General features: G+C 71.4%; 23 protein-coding genes. 9 read left to right on the top strand and 14 right to left on the bottom strand.

All coding sequences use genetic code 11. The features are described 5' to 3' along the window. Positions 1–89 precede the first annotated feature (89 nt). On the top strand, positions 90–1733 hold the full coding sequence (locus HA039_RS17955) for a phytoene desaturase family protein (RefSeq protein ID WP_167037027.1): 1644 nt from the start codon (positions 90–92) through the stop codon (positions 1731–1733). Positions 1734–1804: 71 nt separating this feature from the next. Then, positions 1805–3046: a cytochrome P450 gene (locus tag HA039_RS17950; RefSeq protein WP_167030816.1), complete on the top strand. Its 1242-nt coding sequence runs from the start codon at positions 1805–1807 to the stop codon at positions 3044–3046. A 33-nt stretch (positions 3047–3079) separates the two neighbouring features. On the opposite strand, the gene HA039_RS17945 is transcribed toward HA039_RS17950, so the two are convergent. Continuing rightward, positions 3080–3727: a dihydrofolate reductase family protein gene (locus HA039_RS17945; protein ID WP_167030814.1), complete on the bottom strand. Its 648-nt coding sequence runs from the start codon at positions 3725–3727 to the stop codon at positions 3080–3082. 166 nt (positions 3728–3893) lie between these two features. On the opposite strand from HA039_RS17945, the gene HA039_RS17940 reads away from it, so the two are divergent. Both HA039_RS17940 and HA039_RS17935 read left to right on the top strand, forming a co-directional pair. Then, positions 3894–4367 (top strand): carboxymuconolactone decarboxylase family protein, encoded by a 474-nt coding sequence (locus HA039_RS17940; RefSeq protein ID WP_167030812.1) that lies wholly within the window; start codon positions 3894–3896, stop codon positions 4365–4367. Positions 4368–4502: 135 nt separating this feature from the next. After that, complete coding sequence (locus tag HA039_RS17935) at positions 4503–5396, top strand: hypothetical protein (RefSeq protein ID WP_243869534.1); 894 nt, start codon at positions 4503–4505, stop codon at positions 5394–5396. Positions 5397–5414: 18 nt separating this feature from the next. Here HA039_RS17935 and HA039_RS17930 read toward each other — a convergent pair whose 3' ends face one another. Then, positions 5415–6842, bottom strand: a complete 1428-nt coding sequence (locus HA039_RS17930) for an oxygenase MpaB family protein (RefSeq protein ID WP_243870152.1) — start codon at positions 6840–6842, stop codon at positions 5415–5417. 62 nt (positions 6843–6904) lie between these two features. Beyond that, the gene (uppS, locus tag HA039_RS17925; protein WP_279592845.1) at positions 6905–7654 is read right to left on the bottom strand and encodes a polyprenyl diphosphate synthase; all 750 of its coding nucleotides are present in this window, start codon (positions 7652–7654) and stop codon (positions 6905–6907) included. A gap of 475 nt (positions 7655–8129) precedes the next feature. On the opposite strand from uppS, the gene HA039_RS17920 reads away from it, so the two are divergent. Then, positions 8130–9131 carry a NaeI family type II restriction endonuclease gene (locus HA039_RS17920; RefSeq protein ID WP_167030796.1) on the top strand — a complete coding sequence of 334 codons (1002 nt, stop codon included), beginning with the start codon at positions 8130–8132 and terminating at the stop codon, positions 9129–9131. 161 nt (positions 9132–9292) lie between these two features. Continuing rightward, positions 9293–10378 (top strand): DNA cytosine methyltransferase, encoded by a 1086-nt coding sequence (locus HA039_RS17915; protein WP_243869532.1) that lies wholly within the window; start codon positions 9293–9295, stop codon positions 10376–10378. A gap of 82 nt (positions 10379–10460) precedes the next feature. Here the strand turns inward: HA039_RS17915 and HA039_RS17910 are convergent, their stop codons facing one another. The 3 genes from HA039_RS17910 to HA039_RS17900 form a co-directional block, all read right to left on the bottom strand. Continuing rightward, positions 10461–11000, bottom strand: coding sequence for a signal peptidase II (locus tag HA039_RS17910; protein ID WP_167030790.1), 540 nt, complete (start codon positions 10998–11000; stop codon positions 10461–10463). A 52-nt stretch (positions 11001–11052) separates the two neighbouring features. Beyond that, positions 11053–11853, bottom strand: a complete 801-nt coding sequence (locus HA039_RS17905) for a VOC family protein (RefSeq protein ID WP_167030787.1) — start codon at positions 11851–11853, stop codon at positions 11053–11055. A 99-nt stretch (positions 11854–11952) separates the two neighbouring features. Further along, the gene (locus tag HA039_RS17900; RefSeq protein ID WP_167030785.1) at positions 11953–12468 is read right to left on the bottom strand and encodes a hypothetical protein; all 516 of its coding nucleotides are present in this window, start codon (positions 12466–12468) and stop codon (positions 11953–11955) included. 183 nt (positions 12469–12651) lie between these two features. Between HA039_RS17900 and HA039_RS17895 the strand changes: the two genes are divergently transcribed. From HA039_RS17895 to HA039_RS17885, 3 genes are all read left to right on the top strand, one after another. Continuing rightward, entirely contained in the window at positions 12652–13383 is a 732-nt protein-coding gene (locus HA039_RS17895) for a TetR/AcrR family transcriptional regulator (RefSeq protein WP_167030782.1), read from the top strand. A gap of 308 nt (positions 13384–13691) precedes the next feature. Beyond that, positions 13692–14828, top strand: coding sequence for a mechanosensitive ion channel family protein (locus HA039_RS17890; protein ID WP_167030779.1), 1137 nt, complete (start codon positions 13692–13694; stop codon positions 14826–14828). A 19-nt stretch (positions 14829–14847) separates the two neighbouring features. Continuing rightward, a complete protein-coding gene (locus HA039_RS17885; protein WP_167030776.1) occupies positions 14848–15528 on the top strand; it encodes an NADPH-dependent F420 reductase in 681 nt (226 codons plus the stop codon). Between the two features lie 70 nt (positions 15529–15598). Here HA039_RS17885 and HA039_RS17880 read toward each other — a convergent pair whose 3' ends face one another. The 8 genes from HA039_RS17880 to HA039_RS17845 form a co-directional block, all read right to left on the bottom strand. After that, positions 15599–16258, bottom strand: a complete 660-nt coding sequence (locus HA039_RS17880) for a GOLPH3/VPS74 family protein (protein WP_167030773.1) — start codon at positions 16256–16258, stop codon at positions 15599–15601. Between the two features lie 103 nt (positions 16259–16361). Next, positions 16362–17408: a glycosyltransferase family 2 protein gene (locus HA039_RS17875; RefSeq protein ID WP_167030770.1), complete on the bottom strand. Its 1047-nt coding sequence runs from the start codon at positions 17406–17408 to the stop codon at positions 16362–16364. A 34-nt stretch (positions 17409–17442) separates the two neighbouring features. Further along, positions 17443–19986: a class III lanthionine synthetase LanKC gene (gene lanKC / locus HA039_RS17870; RefSeq protein WP_167030767.1), complete on the bottom strand. Its 2544-nt coding sequence runs from the start codon at positions 19984–19986 to the stop codon at positions 17443–17445. A gap of 52 nt (positions 19987–20038) precedes the next feature. After that, the gene (mpaP, locus tag HA039_RS17865) at positions 20039–21700 is read right to left on the bottom strand and encodes a daptide biosynthesis intramembrane metalloprotease (protein WP_167030764.1); all 1662 of its coding nucleotides are present in this window, start codon (positions 21698–21700) and stop codon (positions 20039–20041) included. Beyond that, entirely contained in the window at positions 21697–22437 is a 741-nt protein-coding gene (locus tag HA039_RS17860) for an ABC transporter permease (RefSeq protein ID WP_167030761.1), read from the bottom strand. The genes mpaP and HA039_RS17860 overlap by 4 nt, the downstream gene beginning before the upstream one ends. Next, positions 22430–23158, bottom strand: coding sequence for an ABC transporter ATP-binding protein (locus HA039_RS17855; protein WP_167030758.1), 729 nt, complete (start codon positions 23156–23158; stop codon positions 22430–22432). Before HA039_RS17855 ends, HA039_RS17860 begins: the two co-directional genes overlap by 8 nt. Next, positions 23155–23313: a hypothetical protein gene (locus HA039_RS17850; RefSeq protein ID WP_167030755.1), complete on the bottom strand. Its 159-nt coding sequence runs from the start codon at positions 23311–23313 to the stop codon at positions 23155–23157. The genes HA039_RS17855 and HA039_RS17850 overlap by 4 nt, the downstream gene beginning before the upstream one ends. Before the next feature lie 155 nt (positions 23314–23468). Continuing rightward, entirely contained in the window at positions 23469–23654 is a 186-nt protein-coding gene (locus HA039_RS17845; RefSeq protein ID WP_167030752.1) for a hypothetical protein, read from the bottom strand. Positions 23655–23690 lie beyond the last annotated feature (36 nt).

Below are 23690 nucleotides of genomic sequence, written 5' to 3'. Positions count from 1 at the left end.
CCACCACGACCCAAACGACCCCGACGACCGAGACGTCCACCGCGACCGCGACACCCCCGGCCGGCGGCGCGTCCGCCCGCAGGAAGAGCATGATCATCATCGGCGGGGGCCTCGGCGGCCTCTCGACGGGCGCGTACGGCCGGATGAACGGCTACCGCACCCAGGTCTTCGAGATGCACGAGATCCCCGGCGGCTGCTGCACCGGCTGGGGCCGCGGCGAGTTCACCTTCGACGCGTGCATCAGCTGGCTGCTCGGCAACGGCCCCGGCAACGAGATGCACCAGATCTGGCTCGAACTCGGGGCCCTCCAGGGCAAGGAGATGCGCCACTTCGACGTGTTCAACACCGTGCGGGGCAGGGACGGCCGCACGGTCTACTTCTACTGCGACCCCGACCGGCTGGAGAGCCACCTGCTGTCCCTCTCGCCGCCCGACGCCCGCGCCATCCGGTCGTTCTGCGCGGGGCTGCGCAAGTTCATCGCCTGCCTGCCGTCGTACCCCTTCCTCAAACCGGTGGGGCTGATGACCCGCCGGGAGCGCTGGCGGATGCTGGCCGGCTTCCTCCCGTACTTCAACCTCTTCCGCACCTCGATGTCCGTGCTGATGTCGGAGTACTCGACCCGCTTCAAGGACCCGCTCCTGCGGGACGCCTTCAACTACATCCTGTACGAGCGGCATCCGGGCTTCCCCGTCCTGCCGTTCTACTTCCAGATGGCCGCCCAGGCCCACCGCTCGGCCGGGGTGCCCGAAGGCGGCTCGCTGGGGCTGGCGCGCTCGATCGAGCGGCGCTACCTGGACCTCGGCGGGGAGATCACGTACAACGCCATGGTCGAGGAGATCCTGGTCAGGGACGACCGGGCGGTCGGGGTGCGGCTCTCCGACGGCCAGGAGCACTACGCCGACATCATCGTGTCGGCGTGCGACGGGCCGAAGACGCTGCTCGACCTGCTGGGCGGACGGTACCTGGAGGGCGAGTACGCCACCCTCTACCGGGAGACCCTGCACCGGCCCGGCATGGTCTTCCCCGGGTACGCCAGCGTCTTCCTCGGCCTGCGCCGCCCGTTCCCGGACGCCGACCCCACCACCACCCACCTGCTGGACGAGGCGACGGCCTCGCGGCTGACCGGGATCCGGCACCCGAGCCTCAACGTCCAGTTCCGCAGCCGGTTCTACCCCGAGCTGTCGCCCGAGGACACCGCGGTCGTCTACGCCACCTACTTCTCCGACACCGCCCCCTGGCGGGACCTCGCCGAGGGCCCGGAGCGGCTCAGCCGTCCCCGCAGGGGCGCGGAGCTGCACACGCTCCCGGTACGGCGGGGCAAGCCGTACGCCCTCGCGAAGCGGCGGACGAGAGACGCGGTCGTCGACTTCCTCGACGGGCTGTACCCGGGGCTCAAGGACTCGGTGGTGGTACGGGACACCTGCACGCCCCTCACCCAGATCCGCTACACCAACAGCTTCGAAGGCACCTTCCTGGGCTGGCAACCCTTCGTGGAGAGCGGCGAGTTGATGGAGGAGCTGGTCAAGAAGAACGGGCCCGTCCTGCCGGGGTTGGAGAACTTCTACCTGTCCGGTGTGTGGGCCACGACCGGCGGCCTGATCCGCGCGGCCGCGGCGGGGCGCCAGGTCATGCAGTTCATCTGCCGGGACGACGGGGTCGACTTCACGGCGTCCGTGGACACCAGCGCGCCGCCGCCGACACATGTCGACGTACGGGTGGGTCCGCGGCGCTGAGAGCCGGGTCCCCTCGCCCCCACCAACCCCCCTCCTCCTCATGCGTCAACCTTGTCGAGAAAGGCACCTCCATGACCGCTCCCCCCGACGCCTGCCCCGTCCGGGACACCTCCCCCGAGCCCCTCGCGTACCCCTTCTGGACCACCGGGGGCCTCGGACTCGCCGACGATTACGGGCAGTTACGGGACCGGCCCCCCGTCCGCGTCCGGCTGCCGTACGGGGACGACGCCTGGCTCGCCAGCAGTTACGACGACGTGCGCGCCGTGCTGTCGGACCCCCGGTTCAGCCTCGCGGAGGCCGTCCACCGGGACCAGCCCCGGATCGGCCCCATGCCCCGGACCGGCGGCGGCCTCATCGCCCTCGACGCGCCCCGCCACACCCGGCTGCGCGCCCTGCTGGCCAAGGAGTTCACCGCCCGCCGCGTCGAGCCGCTGCGCGACCGCATGCGCGAGGTCGTGGACGGGCTGCTCGACCGGATGGTGGCCGCGGGGCCGCCCGCCGACCTGGTCGAGGACCTCGCCTTCCCCCTCCCCCTGACCCTCATCTGCGAACTGACGGGGGTCCCCGAGGAGGACCGGCCGGGGGTACGGACCTGGGCGGACACGGTCTGTTCCGGCAGCGTGACCCCCGATGTCGTGCAGCGGCACGCCAAGGACTTCTTCGCCCGCATGGACGAGTGGGTCGAGGCCCGCCGCCGTACCCCCGCGGACGACCTGATCACCGTCCTGGTCCGGGCCTGCGACGACGGGGTGCTGACGGCGGAGGACCTGTACGGGCTGCTGAACGAGCTCCTCATCGGCGGGTTCGTCACCACCACCAACCAGATCGCCAACTTCTTCGCGGTCCTGCTGCTGCCCGGGGAGGCCGGCGCCGGCGGCGCGGACGTCCTCGCTGCCGTCCGCGACCGGCCCGGCCTGATCCCCCGCGCCGTCGAGGAGCTGCTGCGGTTCGTCCCGCTGCTCAACGGCCTCACCCTGCCCCGGTACGCCTCCGAGGACGTGGAGCTGGGCGGCGTCCTGGTCCGGGCCGGTGAGCCGGTCGTGGTCTCCCAGGCCGCCGCCAACCACGACCCGGCCGCCTTCCCGTCCCCCGGGCGCCTCGTGCTCGACCGCCCCGGGACCCCGCACATCAGCTTCGGCCACGGCATCCACTACTGCCTGGGCGCCCACCTGGCCCGCCTCGAACTCCAGACGACGCTGGAGCGCGTCACGACCCGGCTGCCGGGGCTGCGACTGGCCGTGCCGGAGGGGGAGTTGCGGTGGCGGACGAAGGAGTTCTTCAGCGGCCTGCGGTCATTGCCGGTCGCCTGGTGAGACCGGGGCCGGGCGGGGCCCCTGCCCCCGTGCTCACTTCCGCCAGAACAGGTGATGCACCACCCGGCCGCTCGGGCTGGGGACGACGTCGAGGTGGAACCGGTCCCGCAGTTCGTCCGGCGACTCCCAGAGCCGCAGCCCGGAGCCGAGCTCCACCGGCGAGACCGCCACGTGCAGGGTGTCGACGAGGTCGGCGTCCAGGAACTCCCGGATGGTGCGCACCCCGCCACCGAGCCGCACGTCCTTGCCCCCCGCCGCCTCCCGCGCCCGCGCGAGGACCCTGGCGGGGTCGCCGTCGACGAAGTGGAAGGTGGTGTCGGAGAGGGTGAGCGACGGGCGCTCGTGGTGGGTCAGGACGAACACCGGGGTACGGAACGGAGGTTCGTCCCCCCACCAGCCCTGCCACTCGTGGTCCTCCCAGGGCCCGCGCTGGGGGCCGAACTTGTTGCGGCCCATGATCTCGGCCCCGATGTTGCGCGCGTAGTCCCGCGTCAGGTAGTCGTCCAGCCCACGGCTGCCCCCGGGGGCGGTACGCATCGGCCAACTCGCCGTGGCCCCGGCCCAGCCGAACAGCTTCCCGGGATCGACGTGACCGAACGGCCGCTCCAGGGTCTGGTCCTCACCGGCCCCGATCCCGTCGCTCGACACATTGAAGTTCTGAACCCTCAGCAACTGCGGCACACGTTCCTCCTGAAATGGGACAACAACACCAAGAAGACCACCCGCACCGGCAAAAGTCATCGGTGATCCCCCGGGCGGCCGTGTCACATCTCTTCGGGTCGATCCGTCGTACGGGTGTACGCGCCCGCACCGGCTGTCGCAGCCGCCCACGGTTCAGGAGATCACCATGAGTGCCCGTCTCGACGCTTTCGGCAGTCCCACCTTCGGCAAGGTCTTCCAGCACATCATCGCGGCGGGGAAGGTCCTCGCGGACTCCACGCTGCCCGCCGCCACGCAGGAGCTGGTGCGGCTGCGCGCCAGTCAGATCAACGGGTGCGGGTTCTGCACCGACATGCACGCCAAGGACGCGGCCGCCGCCGGTGAGACGGCGGTACGGCTCAACCTGGTCGCGGTGTGGCGGGAGGCGACGGTCTTCACCGACGCGGAACGGGCCGCGCTGGAGCTGGCCGAGGAGGGCACCCGTATCGCCGACGCGGCCGGCGGGGTGTCGGACGAGGTCTGGGCGAACGCCGCCAAGTACTACGACGACGAAGAGCTGGCCGCGCTGGTCAGCGGGATCGCCCTGATCAACGCCTTCAACCGGGCGAACGTCATGATCCAGCAGCCGGCCGGGGGCTACCGGGCGGGGCAGTTCGCGTAGCCGGCCGGTCGCAGGCCCGTGTCCTGGGGTACGCCCCACCCTCTCGTCTGGGGCGTACCCCAGTGACCCGCCACCACAGGTCCGGAAGGGTAGGCGGGGCGCCCGAGCCCGCCCCGCCGAACCGAAGGAACCTCCGTGCACAGCCCCGTACTTCTGCCGCGCCCCGCAGGACTGTCCGGCCGCGCGCTCGCCTCACGCGCGGCGTTCGCCACGACCCTCGTCGCCGCGCTCGGCGTCGCCTTCGTCGTCGCGCCGCGGGTGCTGGCGGGCCTCGGGCCGGGCAGCGGTTTCGCCGGTCAGGGCGCGCTGGTCAGGGACTTCCGGAGCGCGTTCGTGGCGTACTGGGGGGCCGGCGACCCGGACCTCTCCCCGCGGATGGAGGGCCTGGTCGACTACTGGGTCCGCTACCACGTGGCGAAGGCCGCGATCGCCGCGCTCCTGCTGGTCGTGTGCGCCGCGCTCGGCGCCGCCCTCTGGAAGGCGTTCCTGCGGGCCGACGGCCCCGGGGCGTGGCGGAGGGCCGCCCTCGCGTCGGCGGGGGGCGGTGTGTCGCTGCTCGCGCTGTTCTCGCTCGCGGTGGTGATGGCCAACATCCAGGGGGCGATCGCGCCCTTCTCCTCGCTGCTGTCGCTGCTGCCGGTCGGCGAGACCCACGGGGAACTCGCCACCACGCTCGACCAGGTCAGGGCCGGGCTGTCCCACGGCCCGGGTACGGCCACGGGTACGGGAGCGGGCAGCCGTACCTCACCCGTCCTCGACCTGATGATCAGCGACTTCGCCCGCTACCACGCGGTCATGGCCGTGATCTCCGGAGTCGTCGCGGCGGCCCTCGTGGGCTTCAGCACGCTCCTCTGGCGAAGGTTCGCGGGAACGCCGTCGTCCGCCCCCCGCACCAGGCGCGTGTGGGCGGCCTTCGCCGCTCTCTCGACGCTGACCGCACTCGCCGTGATCGTCGTCGCGGCGGCGAACACCGGCACCGCGACCAACCCGGCACCGGCACTCCTGGGCTTCTTCAACGGCGGAATGTAAATCCCCGCCGGCCGGCCCTCACGCCCCCGCCAGCAGGGGGTCGAAGGCCGTGGAGCGTTGGCGGCCTGACATGAAGGAGAGGAAGTCCTTCACGAAGGCGCTGCGGGAGTACGTCGCGGCCGTGCCCGTCACCGTGCGGTGGAAGCCCGTCCGGAACAGCGCCCGGTACTCCGCCGCGTCGATCGAGCCGTTGCCGTCGGCGTCCGTGACCTGGAAGAGCACCTCGGCGACCCGGATCAGCGCGGGGCCCGCGAGGGACGGGACGGCGGCCGCGTACTCCTCCCCGCTCACCCGGCCGTCACCGTCGGTGTCGAGGGCCGCCTGGAGCTCCTTCCACCACGCGGCGTACGCGTTGTAGAGCCGGGTCTCCTCCGGCTCGTCCAGATCCAGGCGGGTCGACAACTCCCTTGCCATCGCGGCGAGATCGGGCCAGTCCAGGTAGCCGTCGCCCGTCTGGTCCAGCACCTCGGAGAAGAACTCCCCGGCCTTGCTCCGCGCTCCCGTCACGTCAACCGGCCCATGTTGTACGGGGAAGGGCGTGACCAGGCGGAACAGCGCCCCCGCCCGCTTCATCCGCCCCCGCAACGCGGTGAGCGAGGCGGCCTCGGGGTCGTCGCTGTCCGGCGACAGGTAGAGCAGGTTGGTGAGCTGCTCGGTCCGCAGCCAGTTCTCCGGCAGGAAGCGCGCGAGGCCGGCCGCCAGGTACGCGCTCTGCATCAACGCCTGGGCGCCCGGGACTTCGGGCAGTCCCGCCCGCCTGCGGAAGGGTTCCGGCAGGGACGCCACGGTGATCGTGCCGATGACAGGACCGGCCAGCGCGCGGCCCGCCGCCCACACCGTGGGCAGACCGTCCAGCAGCGGCGGCGCCGGCATGTGGTCGAAGAGCTTGTAGAGGATGATGCGCAGCGCGTCGGTGTTCTCCAGCTCCTCCTCGACCATCCGGTCGTAGTACTGCCAGAACTCCGGCAAGGTGGCGGGCAGTTGGCCCGCCCGGTCCCCGAAGGCCGCGAGGAACGCCTTGAACTCGGCGTAGAGCTGCTCCATCGTGGCCTGGTCGAGCGGCTGCCCGCTCAGTCGGCACATGGTGACGGAGCTCTCGAACAGCGTGGCGACCACCCAGGCGCGGACCTCCGGGTCCATCGCGTCGTACGGCCGGTTCTGGTGGTCCGTACCGCTCAGCCGGCCGTGCAGGCGGTTGAGCCGCGCCGCCTCCCTCTGCCGTACGTCCTCGTCGGCGCCGAACATGCGCTGGAGGCTGACCAGGGTGTTGCGCAGCCGCCGCCACGGGTGCGCCACGAAGGTCGAGTTGTCGATGAGGGCGGCCCCGATCTGCGGGTGCGCGGCCTCCAGGACGGTGGCCCTGACCATGGCGAGGGCCCAGCGGGGGTCGTTGAAGAAGCGGTGGAACTGGGAGCCGGGGCCGAAGAGCAATCCGGGGGGCGGCACGTTGTCCTGGTCGTCGTAGCGGTCCGAACCGGGGCTCTGCGGGCCGCTGTTGCCTGTGTCCGTCACGGGGTGGGGTCTCCGTTCGCGTACGGTGTCACGCCGCCGAAACGGCGCTCGCGTTGCTGGTAGGAGCGCAGGCACTCCAGGAAGTGCGGCGCGTGGAAGTCGGGCCAGAGCGCCGGCGGGAAGATCCACTCGGCGTAGGCGACCTGCCAGAGCATGAAGTTGGAGATGCGCTGTTCGCCGGAGGTCCGGATGACCAGGTCGACGTCCGGTGTGTCGGGAAAGGGCAGATGGGTGGCGAAGTACCGCTCGTCCACCGCGTCGGCGGCCACCCCGCTGCGGATGAGCGACCGCGCCGCCTCCACGATGTCCCGGCGCCCGCCGTGGTCGAACGCCACGGTCAGCGTCATGCCCCGGTTCGCGTCCGTCAGCGTCATCAGGTCGGCGAAGTCCCGGGCGAGGGGGGCGGGGATCCTCGGATCGGCCACGCCGAGGAAGCGGCAGCGGATGCCGCGCGCGTGCAGGAGCGGGGCGTGTTTCCGTACCACCCGGCGTACCAGGCGCATGAGGTAGTCGATCTCGCTGTGCGGGCGCCGCCAGTTCTCGGTGGAGAACGCGTACAGGCTCAGCCACTCGACCCCCGCCGACCGCGCGGCCTCGATGACGTCGATCACCGTCGACTCGGCGGCCCGATGCCCGGACGTACGCGGCAGGGACCGCCGCTCGGCCCACCGCCCGTTCCCGTCCATCACACAGGCAACGTGCCGGGGAACGGGTCTTGGTGCGGGCGCCGACCTGGGCCTCGGCACAGGCTCTCGCAGGGCCCGCGAGGTGTCGCCCGGTGGGGACTCCCCGACACGACCGGGTCTCTCACCCGTCACACGCGCTCCCCCGCCTGTCGCCACTGTGCGCCGCCCTCACCCGTCGGGTCCGCCGGTGCTTGTCGTCCGAGCGGGCGACGAAGGGCGAACGACGGTCCCGTCCGCCCGCGAATCGGACCACGCTCGAATCGGCACCCGGATCGGCTGGTCGGCCATGCAGCAGACTGCCGGTACCTGTCCCGGCCCGCGACGTGATCCCGGCACATTCATCCGTAGGACGCCAGTCCGATTTCATGACCTGGCGGCCGGCACGAGCCTGCCCGAGCCCTGACTGTCAGTGGGTGCGGCTACGCTTCGATCCACAGATGATCTTCTTTTGCAAGGTGGCCGAAGGAAGAGCACAGGTCGTGCCTGTTCGAGTCGCCGGCGGCACAGGCACGCACGCATTCCGGGAGGTGCGCAAGTGAGCCAGAACACTTCACTGTTCACTGTGGAATCACTGCAGTCCGGTCTTCCCGGACCATCGAGCGATCCGGAGTTGGAATCCGTCCGCTCGTGGTTCCTCGACCAGAAGAACTACGCCGCCCGGTTCGCCCAGGTGTTCCGCAAGTCGATCGACGAGGTCCTGGACGGGCAGCGTACGCAGCGGTACGACCTGTACGTCAAGAAGGGCGAAGGTCGTGTCGAAAAAACGGAGAAGACCTACCTCGGCACCAAGGTGGAAATCGTCACGCGAGCCGAATTCGGCCTGGGATACGGGCATCCCATGGACTATTCGATCCAAGGCGTCGATGTCGACGCCAAGTTCACCATGAACAACGCGTGGACCATCCCCGAGGAAGCGGTGGGGCACATCTGCCTGCTGTTGCACGCCGACGACCGGGAGAGCCTCTTCCAGGTAGGACTGCTACGCATGTCCGACGACGTTCTCAACGCCGGGACCAACCGCGACGGTAAGCGTACGGTCTCGGCAGCGGGTCGACTTAGGATCCGCTGGATCGTGAAGAACGGAGAAATGCCGCGCAACTTCCTGCTGGAGCTGAAGAAGAAGCATCCGGAAAAGATTCACGCGATATTCCACGCCTCCGACAAGCACCGTGGACCCGGGACCGGCGGCCAGCTTCGTGTCAACGAGCTTTTCCGGCAGGTTCCGGGGAAGCTGATCGATCGAAACGCGGCCATGACCGTGGCCACTCAGCACGACGGCCCGAAACGGATTCGCGACGCGCGAAACGATCTTCGCCCGGCGGGGTTCGTCGTTCTGGGGCATCAGCAGCCCGGACCGCGGATCGCGGAGGACCTCGGACTGCCGATACCGAGAAACGGCTCCTGGGTGTCGGCCAAGCTCGCCCTTGCGACCGACGACGACAGCCGCAGGTCGACCGTCGTCAACGGCATCAGCTACACCCTCTGGAGAGAAGGGGACGCCCACATCGAGGCTCCCGTGATCACCTCCTCCGACTGATCGACCGTCGACCCACTTCCCTTCCACGCGCGGCAGCCCTGCTCGGTGGCCCGCGATAGTCTGGGGCGCTGTCGGGACCGGCAGACGCGGCCCGGCCGATCGCGCCGCCAACGGTCCCGCGCGACAACACCTCTGGAGATCAAGTGCATCCCGTCCAGATCGTGGACCTGTTCGCCGGCCCTGGCGGGCTCGACGTGGCCGCCGAGAAACTCGGCGTGGCCACGTCGGGCGTGGAATGGGATCCGTCCGCCTGCACCACACGGCGTGCCGCGGGCCTGACCACGTACGAAGGCGATGTACGTCGCTTCGGACCGGCCGACTTCCCGGACGCGGACGTACTTGCCGGTGGCCCTCCGTGTCAGACCTTCACCGTGGCGGGCAACGGCGCGGGACGCAGGGCACTGGACGACGTATTGACTTTCGTCGAGCGCATGGTCGCCCGGGAGGATCGCGAGGCCATCGCGAGAGACCTCTCCAAGATGGAGGACATGCGCACCGGACTGGTACTGGAGCCCCTTCGTTGGGTGTTGGAAGCGATCGACGATCACGACAGGCCTTACAACGCGATCGTCCTCGAGCAGGTTCCGGCAGTACTACCGGTGTGGGAGGCGTACGCCGAGGCTCTGCGGCCCGAAGGATATGCGGTCGACTACGGACTCCTGCACACAGAAGCGTACGGAGTTCCGCAAACACGCAAGAGGGCCGTTCTCATCGCTCGCAAGGAGAAGGATCGCGAGTCGGTGAAACTTCCCTCGCCCACGCATCGCACGTACCGCAAGGGGGTCTCCCGCGATTCGGGCGACACCGATTTGCTGCCTTGGCGGGCGATGGACGACGTGCTCGACCGGAAGTCCCCTTTTCTTGTGATCTCGAACTACGGAACGGGCGGAGACCCCAAGGCTCGCGGCCGGCGGCACTCCTCCGAGCCCTCGGCCACCGTCACGGGGAAGATCTCGCGCAACCGTGTGGTCTCTCCCGACGGTGCCGAGTTGGAGCGATTCTCCTTCTCGGAAGCCGGACGCCTGCAGACCTTTCCGACCGACTACCCGTGGTCGGGACGCGACGTGGGCCAACAGATCGGGAACGCCGTCCCCCCACGCCTGGCCATGCACGTCCTCTCCGCCGCATTCGATTGGGCGCCGCCTTCGGAGAGCATGCTGAAGACGCTCGAAACCTGGAAGTCCGAGGAGGCGCCCGCCGGCGACATCGGCGAGGAGACAGGAACTACCGTCCTGGAGTACGTGTAGGCACTCGCCCCCGCCCCGAGGCCCGGGGGGGGTGGCGAGTCGACGGGTGCCGGCCTTCCAGGGTCCAGGTCATCGGCCCAGGTCATCCCTCGGGGACGCTGTGTGCCGGTTTTGCCGCGCGCATCGGGATTCCTCTGAACGTCTGGATCAGGATCAGGGCCGCGCCCGCCGTCACGCACTGGTCGGCCAGGTTGAAGATGCCCGAGTCGCCGATCTGGATGAAGTCCAGGACCGCGCCGCGGCCGAAGCCGGGGGTGCGGAAGAGGCGGTCCGTGAGATTGCCGCCGGCGCCCGCGAGGACCAGGCCCAGGCCCACCGCCCAGCCGGTCGAGCGTACGGAGGGTGCCACGCGGGCTATGAAGACGACCGTCGCGATCGCCAGGAGCGTGAAGACGATCGTCGCGTCGGGGGCGAAGGAGCCGGCCGCGCCCGAGTTGCGGAACGCCGTGAAGGTCACCTTGCCGCCGAGGGTGTGGGTCGGTTCGTGGCCCTCGACCAGGACCGCCGCGATCGCCTTCGTGCTCTGGTCCACCGCGAGCCCGGCGGCCGCCGTCGCCCACAGCACGTACGTCCGACGCACCGCACACCGTCCGATCCCGATCCCGGCCTTGATCCAGGCCACCTGGCTCTGTTCCCGGTCGAGCGTACGTCGGACACGCGCCGGCCATCGGCCGTCAGCCGTCGGTCAGCTTGGGCATCTCTCCTTCCGTCCTCGCCATGTCGATCACCGAGAAGTTCGCGCCCTGCGGGTCCGTGAGCGCAGCGAAGCGGCCGAAGGGGGTGTCCATCGGGCCGAACTGGAGCTTCCCCCCGTGGTCCACCGCCTTCTTGACCGCGCCGTCGCAGTCGGTGACCGCGAAGTACACGTTCACGTACGACGTCATGTCCGGCGGGAAGTCCTCGCCCATCTTCATCCGGCCGAGGACCGGCCGCTTCTTGTCGCCGATGCTGTAGACCTTGAAGTCGATCTGGTCGTCGACCATGGTCTGCGTCTCGTACGGGAAGACCTTCGGCAGGAACGCGTCCGTCCCGGCCGGGTCCCGCGTGAAGAACTCCGCCCACGCGTACGCGCCCGGCTCGCCCTGCTTGTCGAAGCCCTTGTGCTCGCCCGACTCCCAGGCGCCGAAGACCGCGCCGGTCGGCTCCTTCGCCAGCGCCATCGACCCGAAGTCGCCGACCCGCATCGGCTCCACCAGGATCTCGCCGCCCGCCGCCCGTACCTTCTCCGCCGTCGCCGCGGCGTCGGGCGAGGCCAGGTAGAGGCACCAGGCCGACTGCTCGTCGGAGCCCGGCATCGGCGGGACGACGGCCGCGACGGCCTTCCCGTCCGAGTAGGCCTGCGTGTAGTTGCCGTACTCGGACGCGCTCTCGCCGAAGGTCCAGCCCAGCACGTCACCGTAGAACTGTTTGGCGCCTTCGAGATCGGTGAACATCGCGTCCACCCAGCACGGCGCCCCTTCCGGGAACTCGGTCATGATCTTTACCCCCTCATGGAGTGGGAGAGGAGAAATTTGCCGGTTCTTTTACGGTAGTCAGTCCACGCGCCGCCCGCGCGGGGAGCGGGCCCGGGGCCGTCAGGCGCCCTCGTCCGCCGACCCGCCCGCCGGGCCGTCGCCCTGCACCAACAGGGCCCGCTCCCAGGGGGACAGCTCCGCGTCCGGGGGCGGCTTCCTGGTGGCGGAGTAGCGGGAACGGCCGACCGGGACCTTCAGGACCTGTGCGGGGAAGAGCAGGTAGAGGCGCTTGGTACGGATCGTCGCGCCCGAAGGCGACGATCCACTGGTCGACGAGTCACGGGACGACGATCCACGTCTCGAGAAGATCTCCGTGAGCACCCCGCCGAGATCCTTGGTGGACACGTCCTCGAAGATCCAGTCGTCGAGGAGCAGCCGCACCTTCCGCGCGGTCGGCTCCTTGCCCGTGATGCCGATGTACACGTCGGAGCCGCCGAGCCTGCCGGCCCAGTCGGCGAACCAGTTCCCCCGCCGGACGTGCCGCTGGTTGAACATGGCTCGCTGCCCGCCCGCGGAGCGGACGGCGTGCTCCGCCTCCGTCACCACGGGCAGCTTGCTGTTGCGTTGCGAGGCCATCGCGCGCACCTTCCTCCGGCCGGTAACCCCACGGTACGGCGGCGGCGCGGCCACCTCGGCGCCGCACACCGTGCGCCACGTCGTACGCTGTGCGCGCGGACACCGCCCGTACGCACCGATCCCCGTACGTACGGATCCGGCGGAACGCTCGCGCGGGATCCGTACCGAAGAAGGAGGCCCCGGATGCCACCGGAGAAACAGGAATTCCCCTCGGTCTGGACACGTCCGCCGCGCGCACGGCGCGAGCAGCCCGCCCTGAGCCGGGGTCAGATCGTCGCGGCGGCCATGGAGTTGCTCGACGCCGACGGGATCGACGCGCTGAGCATGCGCAAGCTCGGTACGCGCCTGAGCGCCGGGGCGACGTCGATGTACTCGCACGTCGCCAACAAGGACGAGCTGGTCGAACTGGTCGTGGACGAGGTCTACGGCGAGATCGAGGTGCCCGCCGGCCACGCGGCCGACTGGCGGGCGGCGGCGGGCGGTTGCGCGCACAGCCTGCGCTCGGCGTTCCTCCGCCACCCCTGGATCGTCTCCGTGCTCGGCGAGGTCGGGGTGGCCCACCTCGGGCCGAACATGATGCGGCTCTCCGAGGGCCTGCTCACCGTCTTCGAGGAGGCGGGCTTCTCGCTGGAGGGGGCCGACCTGGCCGTGAACACCCTGACCGCGTACGTCGTCGGGGTGGCCACGACCGAGGCCGCCTGGCTCACGACGCTCGCCCGCAGCGGTCAGAGCGAACAGGAGTGGGCGGAACGGCTGTTGCCGGCCGCCGAACGCGCCGTACAGGACCACCCGCGGCTGCGCAGGCTGTACGCCGCGCAGCGGGACCAGGACACGGGCGGCACGCGCGACACGAACTTCGACCGCGGGCTGGCGTGTGTCCTGGACGGCCTGGAGAGCCGCCTCGGCGGTAGGTAGGGCCCCGTGAGCCGGGGCCTGTCCGTCGTCGCGGTGCGCGTCGCGGTCCCCGCCCCGGACTCCGTCCCGGCGTGCGCGGCGCATACGGCAGGATGGCAGCGCACGCCGAAGCGCCGCGCTCCACCCGCCGACGTGCCCACTCCCTCCTGCCCTCCCCCGCGCCCGTCACCCTCCGCGTTCCCCCTTCACTCCTCACGCCCGCCCCCACCCCTCACCCCCACCCAACGAACAGGTGATGCAGTCATGCCCGACTTCGGCATGCCCCCGTCCCCCCGCCCCCAGCACCGCCCGGCGCGAGGAGACCACCGGTGAATCGCGCGCTCACCTGGCACGACCTGCTGATCGCCGGCGCCGCCGTCGTGGTGGGGCTCGGCGCCGGCCTGCTCCTGCGCCTCGCCCTGCGCTGGCTCGGCGAACGCGCGACCAGGACCCGCTGGGGCGGCGACGACATCATCGTGGGCGCCCTGCGCCTGATCGCCCCGTGGGGCGCGTTCGCCCTCGCCGCCTCCGCCGGGGCCGCCGCCCTCCCGCTCACCCCGACCGTCGGCCACAACGTCAACCAGACGCTGGTGGCGCTGCTCATCCTCGCGGCCACGTTCGCCGCGGCCCGCGTCATAGCCGACCTCGTCCAGTCCGTGACCCTGTCCCGGTCCGCGGTGGCCGGCTCGGCGACCATCTTCGTCAACATCACCCGGGTCACGGTGCTGGCGATCGGCGTCCTGGTCCTGCTCCAGACCCTGGGCATCTCGATAGCGCCCCTGCTCACCGCCCTCGGCGTGGGCGGCCTGGCCGTCGCCCTGGCGATGCAGGACACGCTGGCCAACCTGTTCGCGGGGGTGCACATCCTGGTCTCGAAGACCGTGCAGCCCGGCGACTACATACGGCTCAGCAGCGGCGAGGACGGCTACGTCGTCGACATCAACTGGCGCAACACGGTCGTACGGCAGCTGTCGGACAACCTCGTGATCATCCCCAACTCCAAGCTCGCCAGCACGATCATGACCAACTACCACCGCCCCGAGCAGCAGATGTCCCTGCTCATCCAGGTGGCGGTCGGGTACGGCAGCGATCTCGACCAGGTCGAGCGGGTGACCAAGGAGGTCGCCGGGAAGATCATGTCCGAGGTGGCCGGCGGGGTCCCCGACCACGAGCCGCTCGTCCGCTTCCACACGTTCACGGAGGCCGGGATCGGCTTCACCGTGATCCTGCGGGCGCTGGAGTTCGGCGACCAGTACCTGATCAAGCACGAGTTCATCAAGGCCCTGTACGGGCGCTACCGCGCCGACGGCATCGAGATCCCCGTACCGGGACGCACCGTCGTCATACGCCGGGCGGAGGACACGGCGGCCCTCGCGGAGGACACCGCCGCCCTCGCGGAGGACGCCGCCGCCATCCCCCGCCAACGCCGGGAACACGCCCCCACGCGGCAGGAACAGAAAGGCTGAGCGCCCCGTTGCCGTAGTCATGGCAACTCTTGGACTCATCGGCAGCGGACACATCGGCAGCACCCTCGCGCGGATCGCGGTCGCGAACGGGCTCGACGTCGTGCTCAGCAACTCGCGCGGGCCCGAAACCCTCGCCGGCCTGGTCGCGGAGCTGGGCCCGCGCGCCAGCGCCGGCACCCCGGCGGAGGCGGCCGCCGCCGGGGACTGGGTCGTGGTGACGATCCCGCTCAAGGCGTACCGGCAGGTTCCGGTCGAGCCGCTGGCCGGGAAGACCGTCGTCGACACGAACAACTACTACGCGGACCGCGACGGGGAGCTGCCCGAGCTGGCGGGCGGCACGACGAGCAGCGAGCTGCTCCAGGCGCACCTGACGGGCGCGCACGTCGTGAAGGCCTTCAACAACATCTACTTCGAGCACCTCGCCGTCCTGCCCCGGCCGGCCGGCGCGCCCGACCGCAGCGCGCTGCCGATCGCCGGGGACGACGCCGAGGGGAAGGCGCGGGCGGTGGAGCTGCTCGGCCTCCTGGGCTTCGACGCCGTGGACGCGGGGCCGCTCGCGGAGGGGTGGCGCTACCAGCCGGGCACGGAGGCGTACGGCAAGTTGTACGGGGAGGACCGCGCCGCGAACTTCTTCGAGCGCAAGGCCGCCCCCGCGCAGGCCGCCGAGGTGACCGCGACCCTGGCGGCGGCGCGGCGCTGACCGCGAACGGGGCGGGGCGCCGTACACCGTCGGGCCGGATCGATCGGCAGGTCCGGCCCGACGGGCGTCCCTACAGGGCGGACGAGGCGATGACCGCCGTAAGAGCGGCGAACGTGGTGCGGATCGTGTCCCCGAGTCCCGCGGCCTGACCCTGCCCCTCGGCGATCGCGGCCAGAACGTCGTCGTGCGACTCCGCGCCGGACCCGTTCGGCAGGACGGCCTGGAGGCCCGCGTGGTGCAGCAGGGTGATCAGTACCGCCGTGGCCTCGTCGGGAGCCCGGCCCTCCGCGAGGACCGCCGACAGCCGTCCTCGCAGCGCCGCGAGCTCCGTCAGGCCCGTGACCGGGTGCTTCACCGATCCGAAGGCCCCCAGGACCCGCCGGCCCTGCGCCCGTACCAGTTCCTTCTCCAGCAGTCCCTGGTACGCGGCGTCCATCGCCGGCTCCCGTACGGCCAGCAGCCATTCGCGCGGCGTCTCGTCGGGATGACTCCGTACGTGCCCGGCCATCGCCGCGGCCGCGGGACCCAGGTCCGCGTCCGGCGGCGTCGGCTCTCCGGCGACCACCAGCGCGCCGTCCCGCTCCGTCAGGTGACCGGAGACGCTCAACTCCAGCAACGCCGCCGCCGAGACCGCCAGCGACACCCGCAGCGGGGCCTCGCGCAGCACGCCGGTCTCCTCGTCCAGTGCGAGCAGCACAATCCGCTCGCCGATCGTCAGATCCTCGGTCATGGGATCCCCCTTTCGAGAAGGAGACGCGCCGGCGGAATCTGAGGTTCCCCGCCCACGCGATCTCTCGGTCCTCCCACAGCCTTCCAGGCTGGGGAGTTGGGCCTCATCCGGCCCCCGCCCCGGCCAGGTCCCTCACCAGCCGCAGCACACGCGGCTGGACCGAGGGCACCAGCCGGGATGCGCGGCGGGCGTGCTCGACGCGGGAGCAGAGCAGGTTGCGCGCGAGGGCGTACCGCCCCTGCTCCGGCACGAGGACGAGCTCCTCGAAGAGCTTGACCTCGCCCGAGACCACCCGTTCGATCTCCTCGTCGAGGTCCCCGTCCCAGTCGAGGGGCCGTACCAGCGCGCCGGAGTTGTCCATCCGCCGGTACCAGTCCCTCATGTCGGCCAGGACGGCGGCGCGGAACGCCTCGTCGTGCACGCCGGACCTCAGTTCGCCCAGCAGCGCGTGGGCCGTTCTCGCGTCGTCGAGGACGACCAGGGGCAGCCGGTGGGGGCGCGGCATCCGGTTCCTGCGGGTGCCGCCGTCCATCAGCAGGGCCGCGGTCGGCTCCACGACCGTGCGCACCGTGCGGCCCGCGTCGGCCAGCCGCAGCCACAGATCCCAGTCCTCCAGGCCGGCGCCGCCGCGCCAGCCCCCGACCCCCTCCACGACACCGCGGCGGTGCCCCACTCTCGACGGCTCGAACATGGGCCCGAGCACCTGGAGTTCGGGGTGCCAGAAGGCCGACAACGGCGCGAACTCGACGGCCTCCGCCCCGTCGGCGTCGTGGTACGTGCAGCCCGTCACCGCGAGGTCCGCGCCCGCCCGCAGCAGGGAGAGCAGGACGCGCAGGTGGTCGGGCCGCCAGACGTCGTCGTGGTCCAGGTAGGCGACGAACTCGCCGCGGGCGAGCGCCAGTCCCGCGTTGCGCGGCCCGCTGGGGTGGCCGCTGCGCTCGATGCGGTGGAGTGCGACGCGGGGGTCCTGCCGCGCCGCGCGGCGTACCCAGTCCTCGGTGTCGTCGTCGCAGCCGTCCGAGACCACGAGCAGTTCCCAGTCCTGGAAGGTCTGCGCGCGGACGGACTCGATGGTCTCCGTGATCTTCGATGACCTGTTGTACGTCGGACAGATCACGGACACCGCCACGGTGCCGCCACCGCCGTTCATCGCTCTTCACCCCTTCCGGGCGCCGTCGGACGGTTCACAGGAACGCCAGGGTCCCCGGGGCGGTGTTCGCGGCGGTACGGGCGAGCAGCACGCCCGCGGCTCCGGTCGCCACGTCCGTCGTGAGGCGCACGTTCTCCAGCCCCAGGAACGCCGGCCTGCCCTCGTGGGCGACCTGGTACAGGCCGACCGTCGCGGCGCAGCGCTCGACCTCGGCGACGTCCGCCGGGCCGGCCAGGCGGGTGGCCGCCAGCAGCACGCCGGCGAAGCCGTGGAAGAGGCCCGCCGTGTGGGGGACGCAGTCCAGGGCGGTCCGCAGGACGGTTTCGCAGGCCAGGGCGTAGCGCTGCTCGTCGCGCAGGTCGAGGTACTCCCGCAGCACCAGGGCGGTGCCGCCGCTGCCGGCGGCGAACGTGGGACGCGCGCCGAAGGCTCCCTCCGTCCAGCCTTCGGCCCCGTCCACCGCCCACCCGAGGGCGCGCAGATCGGCGTCGAGCAGCTCACGGGCCCCGTCGAGCAGGCCGGTGTCCGGCGTGTGGGCGTGCAGGCGCAGCAGGAGCAGCGCGCCGCCGGACCTGCCGCGCAGCAGGCCGCTCTCGCCCCGGCGGGGCGGCCGTGCCGCCGCGTTCTCGATCACCTGCTCGGCCAGGACCGTGGCGTGCTTCAGGGCGGCGTCGTCGCCGGTGGCGCGTGCCCGGTACAGATGGGCGAGTCCGAGCCCGGCCCGGCCGTCCATGAGGCTGTCGTTCGCGAGTTCCACCCCGGACGCGGCCGTCAGCAGGGCCTCGGCGGCGTCGGTACGGCCGAGGCGCTGGAGCGCGCACGCGACGCCCGACATGCCGGTGTAGAGCCCGGGGGACGGGGCGGTGGACCGGCGCGCGGACTCCTCCAGCCAGTCGATGTGGGCGGCGGGGATCTCCGTACCGGCTTCGCCGAGGGCCCACAGGACGCCCGCGGCTCCGTAGGCGAGGCAGGATCCGCCCTCGGGCAGGATGAACTGGGCGGTGTCGCCGGGGAAGAGGCGGTCCTCGCGTGCGGGGGTGGCCGTCGCGAGGATGCCCCGCGCCACGGCGGCGGCCCGGTCGGCGGACGCGGTCTGCCGGTCGCCGGACGCGGCGTCCTGGTCGGCGGACCCGGCGTCCTGGTCGCCGGACCCGGCCTCCTCGATGCCGCCGGTGCCGGGGGGCGCGAGGTCGGCGCGGACCTTGGCACCGTAGTCCGCCGGGACCGGGTACCGGGCCTCCACGAGCGCGATGAGCCGGTCCAGCTTGTCGGGGTCCCACGACAGGAGGTTGGTCAGCGGGGTGAACAGGGCGAGGCGCAGGCAGCCCAGGGCGTACGTGTCGATGTCCTTGCCCCGGTGGGTGGGGGGTGCGGCGAAGCCGGGCGCGGCGTGGATCTGGCGGGCGGTGAGGTCGGTCGACGCCGTCTCCAGGTCGATGAACGCGATGGAGTCGTCCGGGCGGACCATGACGTTGCCCGGGTGCAGGTCGCCGAAGACGACGCCCCGCTCGTGCATGGCCCGTACTCCCGCCTCGATCCGGTCGAGCACCTCGACGGCCCAGCGGGTGTACGTGGCGGTCCGGTCGGGATCGGCTTTCGGGGAGGACGGGTTGTCCCGGGTGGTCCGCACGGCGAGCGTCTCGCCCTCGACGTACTCCCGGACCAGGAAGTGGTGTTCGTGCCCGACGCGGGCCTCGATGAGCTCCGGCACCCACGGGAGTCCGGCGAGCTTGCGCAGGCAGTCGCGCTCCCGCAGGAGCCGGGCGACCGCGTCCTCGCCGTGGGTGTCGATCCCCGCGTACGGCCTCGCCTCGCGGAGCAGGACCGGCGTGCCCGTACGGGTGTCGGTCCCGCGGTAGACGCCCCCGCCGTTGGAGAAGTGCAGGGCCTGTTCGGCGCGGTACGGGAAGTCGCGCAGGGTGCCCGCGTTGCGCGCCTCCACCGCCTCCGTCAGGCAGTCGGGGAGGGTCACCCACTCCGGGGGCCGGAAGGACGGGCCGCGCCGGTCCGGTACGAGGTTGCCGTCGGGGTCCTCGATGCAGGGGACCTTCTCCCCCCGCTCCGACGTCATCATGCGGGCGACGAACCCGCCGTACCGCACGTAGAGGGGACCGGAACGCCATCTGAGGTCACTGAGGATGTAGGGGCCCTGCTCCCCGTCGAGGATGGCCCCCAGCTCGTGCAGCACGAGGGCCAGGCGGGTGTCGTCCTCGGGATAGACGGTGATGAACTTGCCGCTGGCCCCGCGGTCGCCGTACTTGCCGTTGCGGCGCTGCAACACCTGCCCGCTGCGGATGAACTTGAACGCCATGCGGTGGGCCACCAGCCACTCCCACGACCGGGCGAGGACACTGCGCGCGTTCTCCCCGGTGGCCGACACATGGATCTTCCAGCCCTGCGGTGGCAGCCGGAACCCGTGCGGGGTCAGCATGGTCCATTCGGGCCCCGTGTGGCACGACCAGTCGTCGGGCGTCCCGGCCGTCACGGAACCGAAGTCGTCGTCGGTCTCGCCGGCCTCGATCCGGTCGAAGAAGGGCGTGCCGGGCGCCAGGAACATCACACGCCGGTAAGCATCCATGACAGGTTCAACCGCCTTCGGGGTACGGGGAGTTCAGGGGTGGCGGGTGGCATCAGCGCCAGAAGGGCGCCAGGTACTTGAGGTAGAGCCAGTCGCCCAGGCGCCGGTCGCCCGCGTCCACCACGGCCTGGCCGGTGGTTCCCGGGGCCGGTCGTGCGCCGTCGAGGGTGATCCCGGAGGCCGGCACGCGCACCGAGTCGAGTCCCTTGACGGGGACGAGCGCGGAGAGCGGCGCCGAGAGGTCGGCGAAGTCGGGGGAGGTGACCGTGGCGGTGCCCAGCTGCTTCTGGAGCACGACGCCGCCGCTCAGCAGACGTACCTCGGCGCCGGGTTCGAGGGCGCTCCGGTCGGTGGTCCCGGTCGCCACGAACACCGTCCGCCCCCGCTCGGCGACGAAGCCGCCGGTGACGGTGTACGGAACGGTGACCCCCCACAGGACCGCCGCCAGGCCCGCGGTCACCAGCACGGAGACGGTGACGCGACGCCAGCGGGGTGCTCCGGCGGTACGGGCCTCCGCGCCCAGCCTGCGGGCGCCGGCGTAGACGCGCAGCATCAGGTACCCGACGGCGACGGAGACGGCGACGGCGCCCACCAGGCCCGTGTTCTCCAGGACCGAGCCCCAGAGCGTGAAGGCCATGCTCACGACGTACAGCGGGAACAGGATGCACGCGAGACCGAACAGGGGTGCCCAGTCGACCCCGGGCAGCGCACGCTCGTAGCGCCCGCCGAACAGCACCTTCGCGACGAGCCGGCGCGCGTCCGTCATGGACCGGTCCCGCAGGTGGGAGGTGTCCAGGTGGCTCATGAGCGCCAGGTAGCCGTCCAGCTTGATGAACGGGATCGCGTTGAAGAGCCCGGAGACGTAGTTGGTCACGGTGAGGAGCAGCAGGAAGTCGCGCAGCGCGTGGCTGCCGCCCGAAGCCGCCACCACGACGGAACCGACCCCGGCGAGGCCCGCGATGAGGGTCTGCGTGGCGATGCCGGCCAGCGCGACCCGTACGCGCTGGCGGTTCTTCGGCAGCCGCCACCCGTCGGTCACGTCGCAGAAGAACGCGGGCGTCAGGTAGAACAGCATGAAGCCCATGCGGCTGGGCCGGCCACCGTAGTGGCTCAGCACCAGCCCGTGCGCGAGCTCGTGCAGCATGGTGCCGCAGTACGTGACGACCAGCAGCGCGATCAGCATCGGGGCGGAGATCGGCTCGGACAGGACGGACCAGGTCGCGTCTGCCTGGCCGACGAGGCACAGCACTCCGGAGACCGCGAGGGCCGCGGCGAAGACCGCCCAGCCACGGTTCGCGACCCGGGCGGTGAGCGGACGGAACCTGTTCAGCATCCGTTCCGGGCGCACCAGCGTGAGCTGGACCGTGAGCGGCGGGACGAAGGTGAGCCGCCGGTCCCCACGCGGCTTCTGGTCCGGGTCCTCGAGGAGCTGGGTGCGCTGGGCGCGCAACAGGCCCTCGCCCACCAGCTCGGCGGTCCAGGGATCGCCGAGTTCCTTCGCCATGTCCGCCGAGTTGCGCGTGCCGTCGGCGAGGCTGAGCAGCCGCGCCATGCCGGCGGACACCCGCAGGTAGCGCTGGACGCCGGACTGGACGAGCCAGGGGGCGCCGTCCTCGATCGGCTCGTGGACCCGCACGTCCGGCGCCAGACGCGGGCACTCGGGCAGGGGGGCCGGAGCCGCTTCGGCCGGCAGCCGGTTCAGGGTCAGTCTCACGGCAGGTCCCTGCGCAGGAACAGTGCCCGGGCGGCGACCGTGCTCACGGCGATCCACACCGCGAGTACGACCAGGGCCCACGGGATCGGCAGCAGATGGTCGTTGCCGCCCCGGTAGACGGACGCCATGGCCTCGTCGATGGTGAACTTGCCGATCGCCGGGACCAGTCGGAGCAGGCCCTCCCCGACCAGCCAGGTGCTGATCAGCAGGACGAGGATGGCGGCGACCTGCTGGCGGATGAGCAGTCCGAGCAGCGCGCCCCACAGCGCGCCGACCACGATGACCAGCATCACGCCGAGCAGCGTCCAGGTGGCGGTCGCCGTCCACTCGGGCCGCTGCGTGCGCCCGGCCAGGAACACCCACGGGCTGACGGCGGCCAACACGCCCGCCCCCAGGGCGAACACGGCGCCGCAGCAGGTGACGGCGATCAGCTTGGCCGCCAGCAGCCGGCCCCTCCCCCCGCTCAACAGGACCGACCGGCTGATGGCGCCGTTGGTGAACTCCCTGGTCACCGCGAGCATGGCGACCACGGCGGCGGCGAGTTCGACCATGAACCAGCCCTGTACCAGGGTGGACGTGAGCGCGCGGGCGTCGCCGCCTCCGGGGGTCTTGGCGAGCTCCTGCTGAAGGAGGCCGGCCTCCGCCGTCACGCAGAGCAGTACGGCGGCGGCGGTCACCCCCCACCAGGCACGCCCGGTCCAGATCTTGTGCCACTCGGCTCGGACCAGGTCACGCATGGGTGCTCCCCTTGGCCGCGGTTCCCGCGAGGTCGAAGAAGCGGCTCTCCAGGCTGACGGTGCCGTGGTTCGTCAGCTCGGCGGCCGTGCCGCTGTAGCGCAGCGTCTTCTGGAGGATGACGATGTCGTCGGCCAACTGCTCGATCTCGGCCAGGATGTGACTGGAGACCAGCACGGTGCGTCCTTCGTCCGCGAGGGACCGCAGGAGTTCCCGGAGCCAGCGGATGCCGTCCGGGTCGAGTCCGTTGGCGGGTTCGTCCAGGATGAGGAGTTCGGGGTCGGCGAGCAGTGCGGTCGCCAGGGCGTGCCGCTGCCGCATGCCCTGCGAGTAGTCCTTGAGTTTGCGGTGGGCGTCCCCGGCGAGCCCGACCTGTTCGAGGATGTCGTCCACCCTCGCCCGGGAAAGGCCGAGGATCTTGGCCCAGATCCGCAGGTCGGTCCGTCCGGAGCCCGCGCCGGAGGGACCGATTCCGTCGATGCTGACCCCGACCCGGTGCGCCGCGCGCGGCAGTTGCGCGTACGGGTGGCCGAAGAGCGTGGCGCGGCCCGAGGTGGGGCGCGCGAGACCCAGCAGCATCCGCAGGGTTGTCGTCTTCCCGGCCCCGTTGCGTCCGAGGAGTCCCACCACCCGGCCCGCCCGGACCGTGAAGAACACGTCCTCGACCGCCGTCAGTTCGCCGTACCGCTTCGTGAGTCCCTCGATCTCGACGACGTCGGTCACGCCCGCCCCCGAGCACGGAAGTACAGGCCGGCACCTACGACGAGCGCCAACTCCACCCCGAGGCAGATGAGCAGCCCTCTGGTGCGTGCCGGGCCCTGCGTGAGGGCGTAGACCACGCCGGGGGCGGCCACGGCGACGACGAGACCGAATGTCAAGAGGAACCAGACAAGGCCGCGAGAAGGTGCTTGAGGCATCGGGTATCTCTCCTCCGCGGCCTCGGGGCCGCACGTATATTCGTCGGTGCGGCCCTGCCCCGGATGCTATTGGCGAGCATCCGGGACAGGGCGTTTGCCGTCAGTCGTCCGACCGGTCAGGTCGCGATGACAGAGGTGACGGCGATGGTGCTGTAGGCGGCGCTGACGCCGGCCGAGATGGCGGCGCTGGCGAGGAAGCTGTCCCACCAGTCGGGCGCCTCCATGCCCTCGAGCTCCTCCATGGCCAGTTCCTGCATGGCCAGCTCCAGAGCGGGGTTGGTGTTGTCCTTCATTCTTTTCACCTCCTCCGAGGGTCCGCGGTAGTGGCTACCGGGGGT

The sequence above is a fragment of the Streptomyces liangshanensis genome, from assembly GCF_011694815.1.
Taxonomy (GTDB): domain Bacteria; phylum Actinomycetota; class Actinomycetes; order Streptomycetales; family Streptomycetaceae; genus Streptomyces; species Streptomyces liangshanensis.
This window is presented reverse-complemented; position numbering and strand designations above follow the sequence as displayed.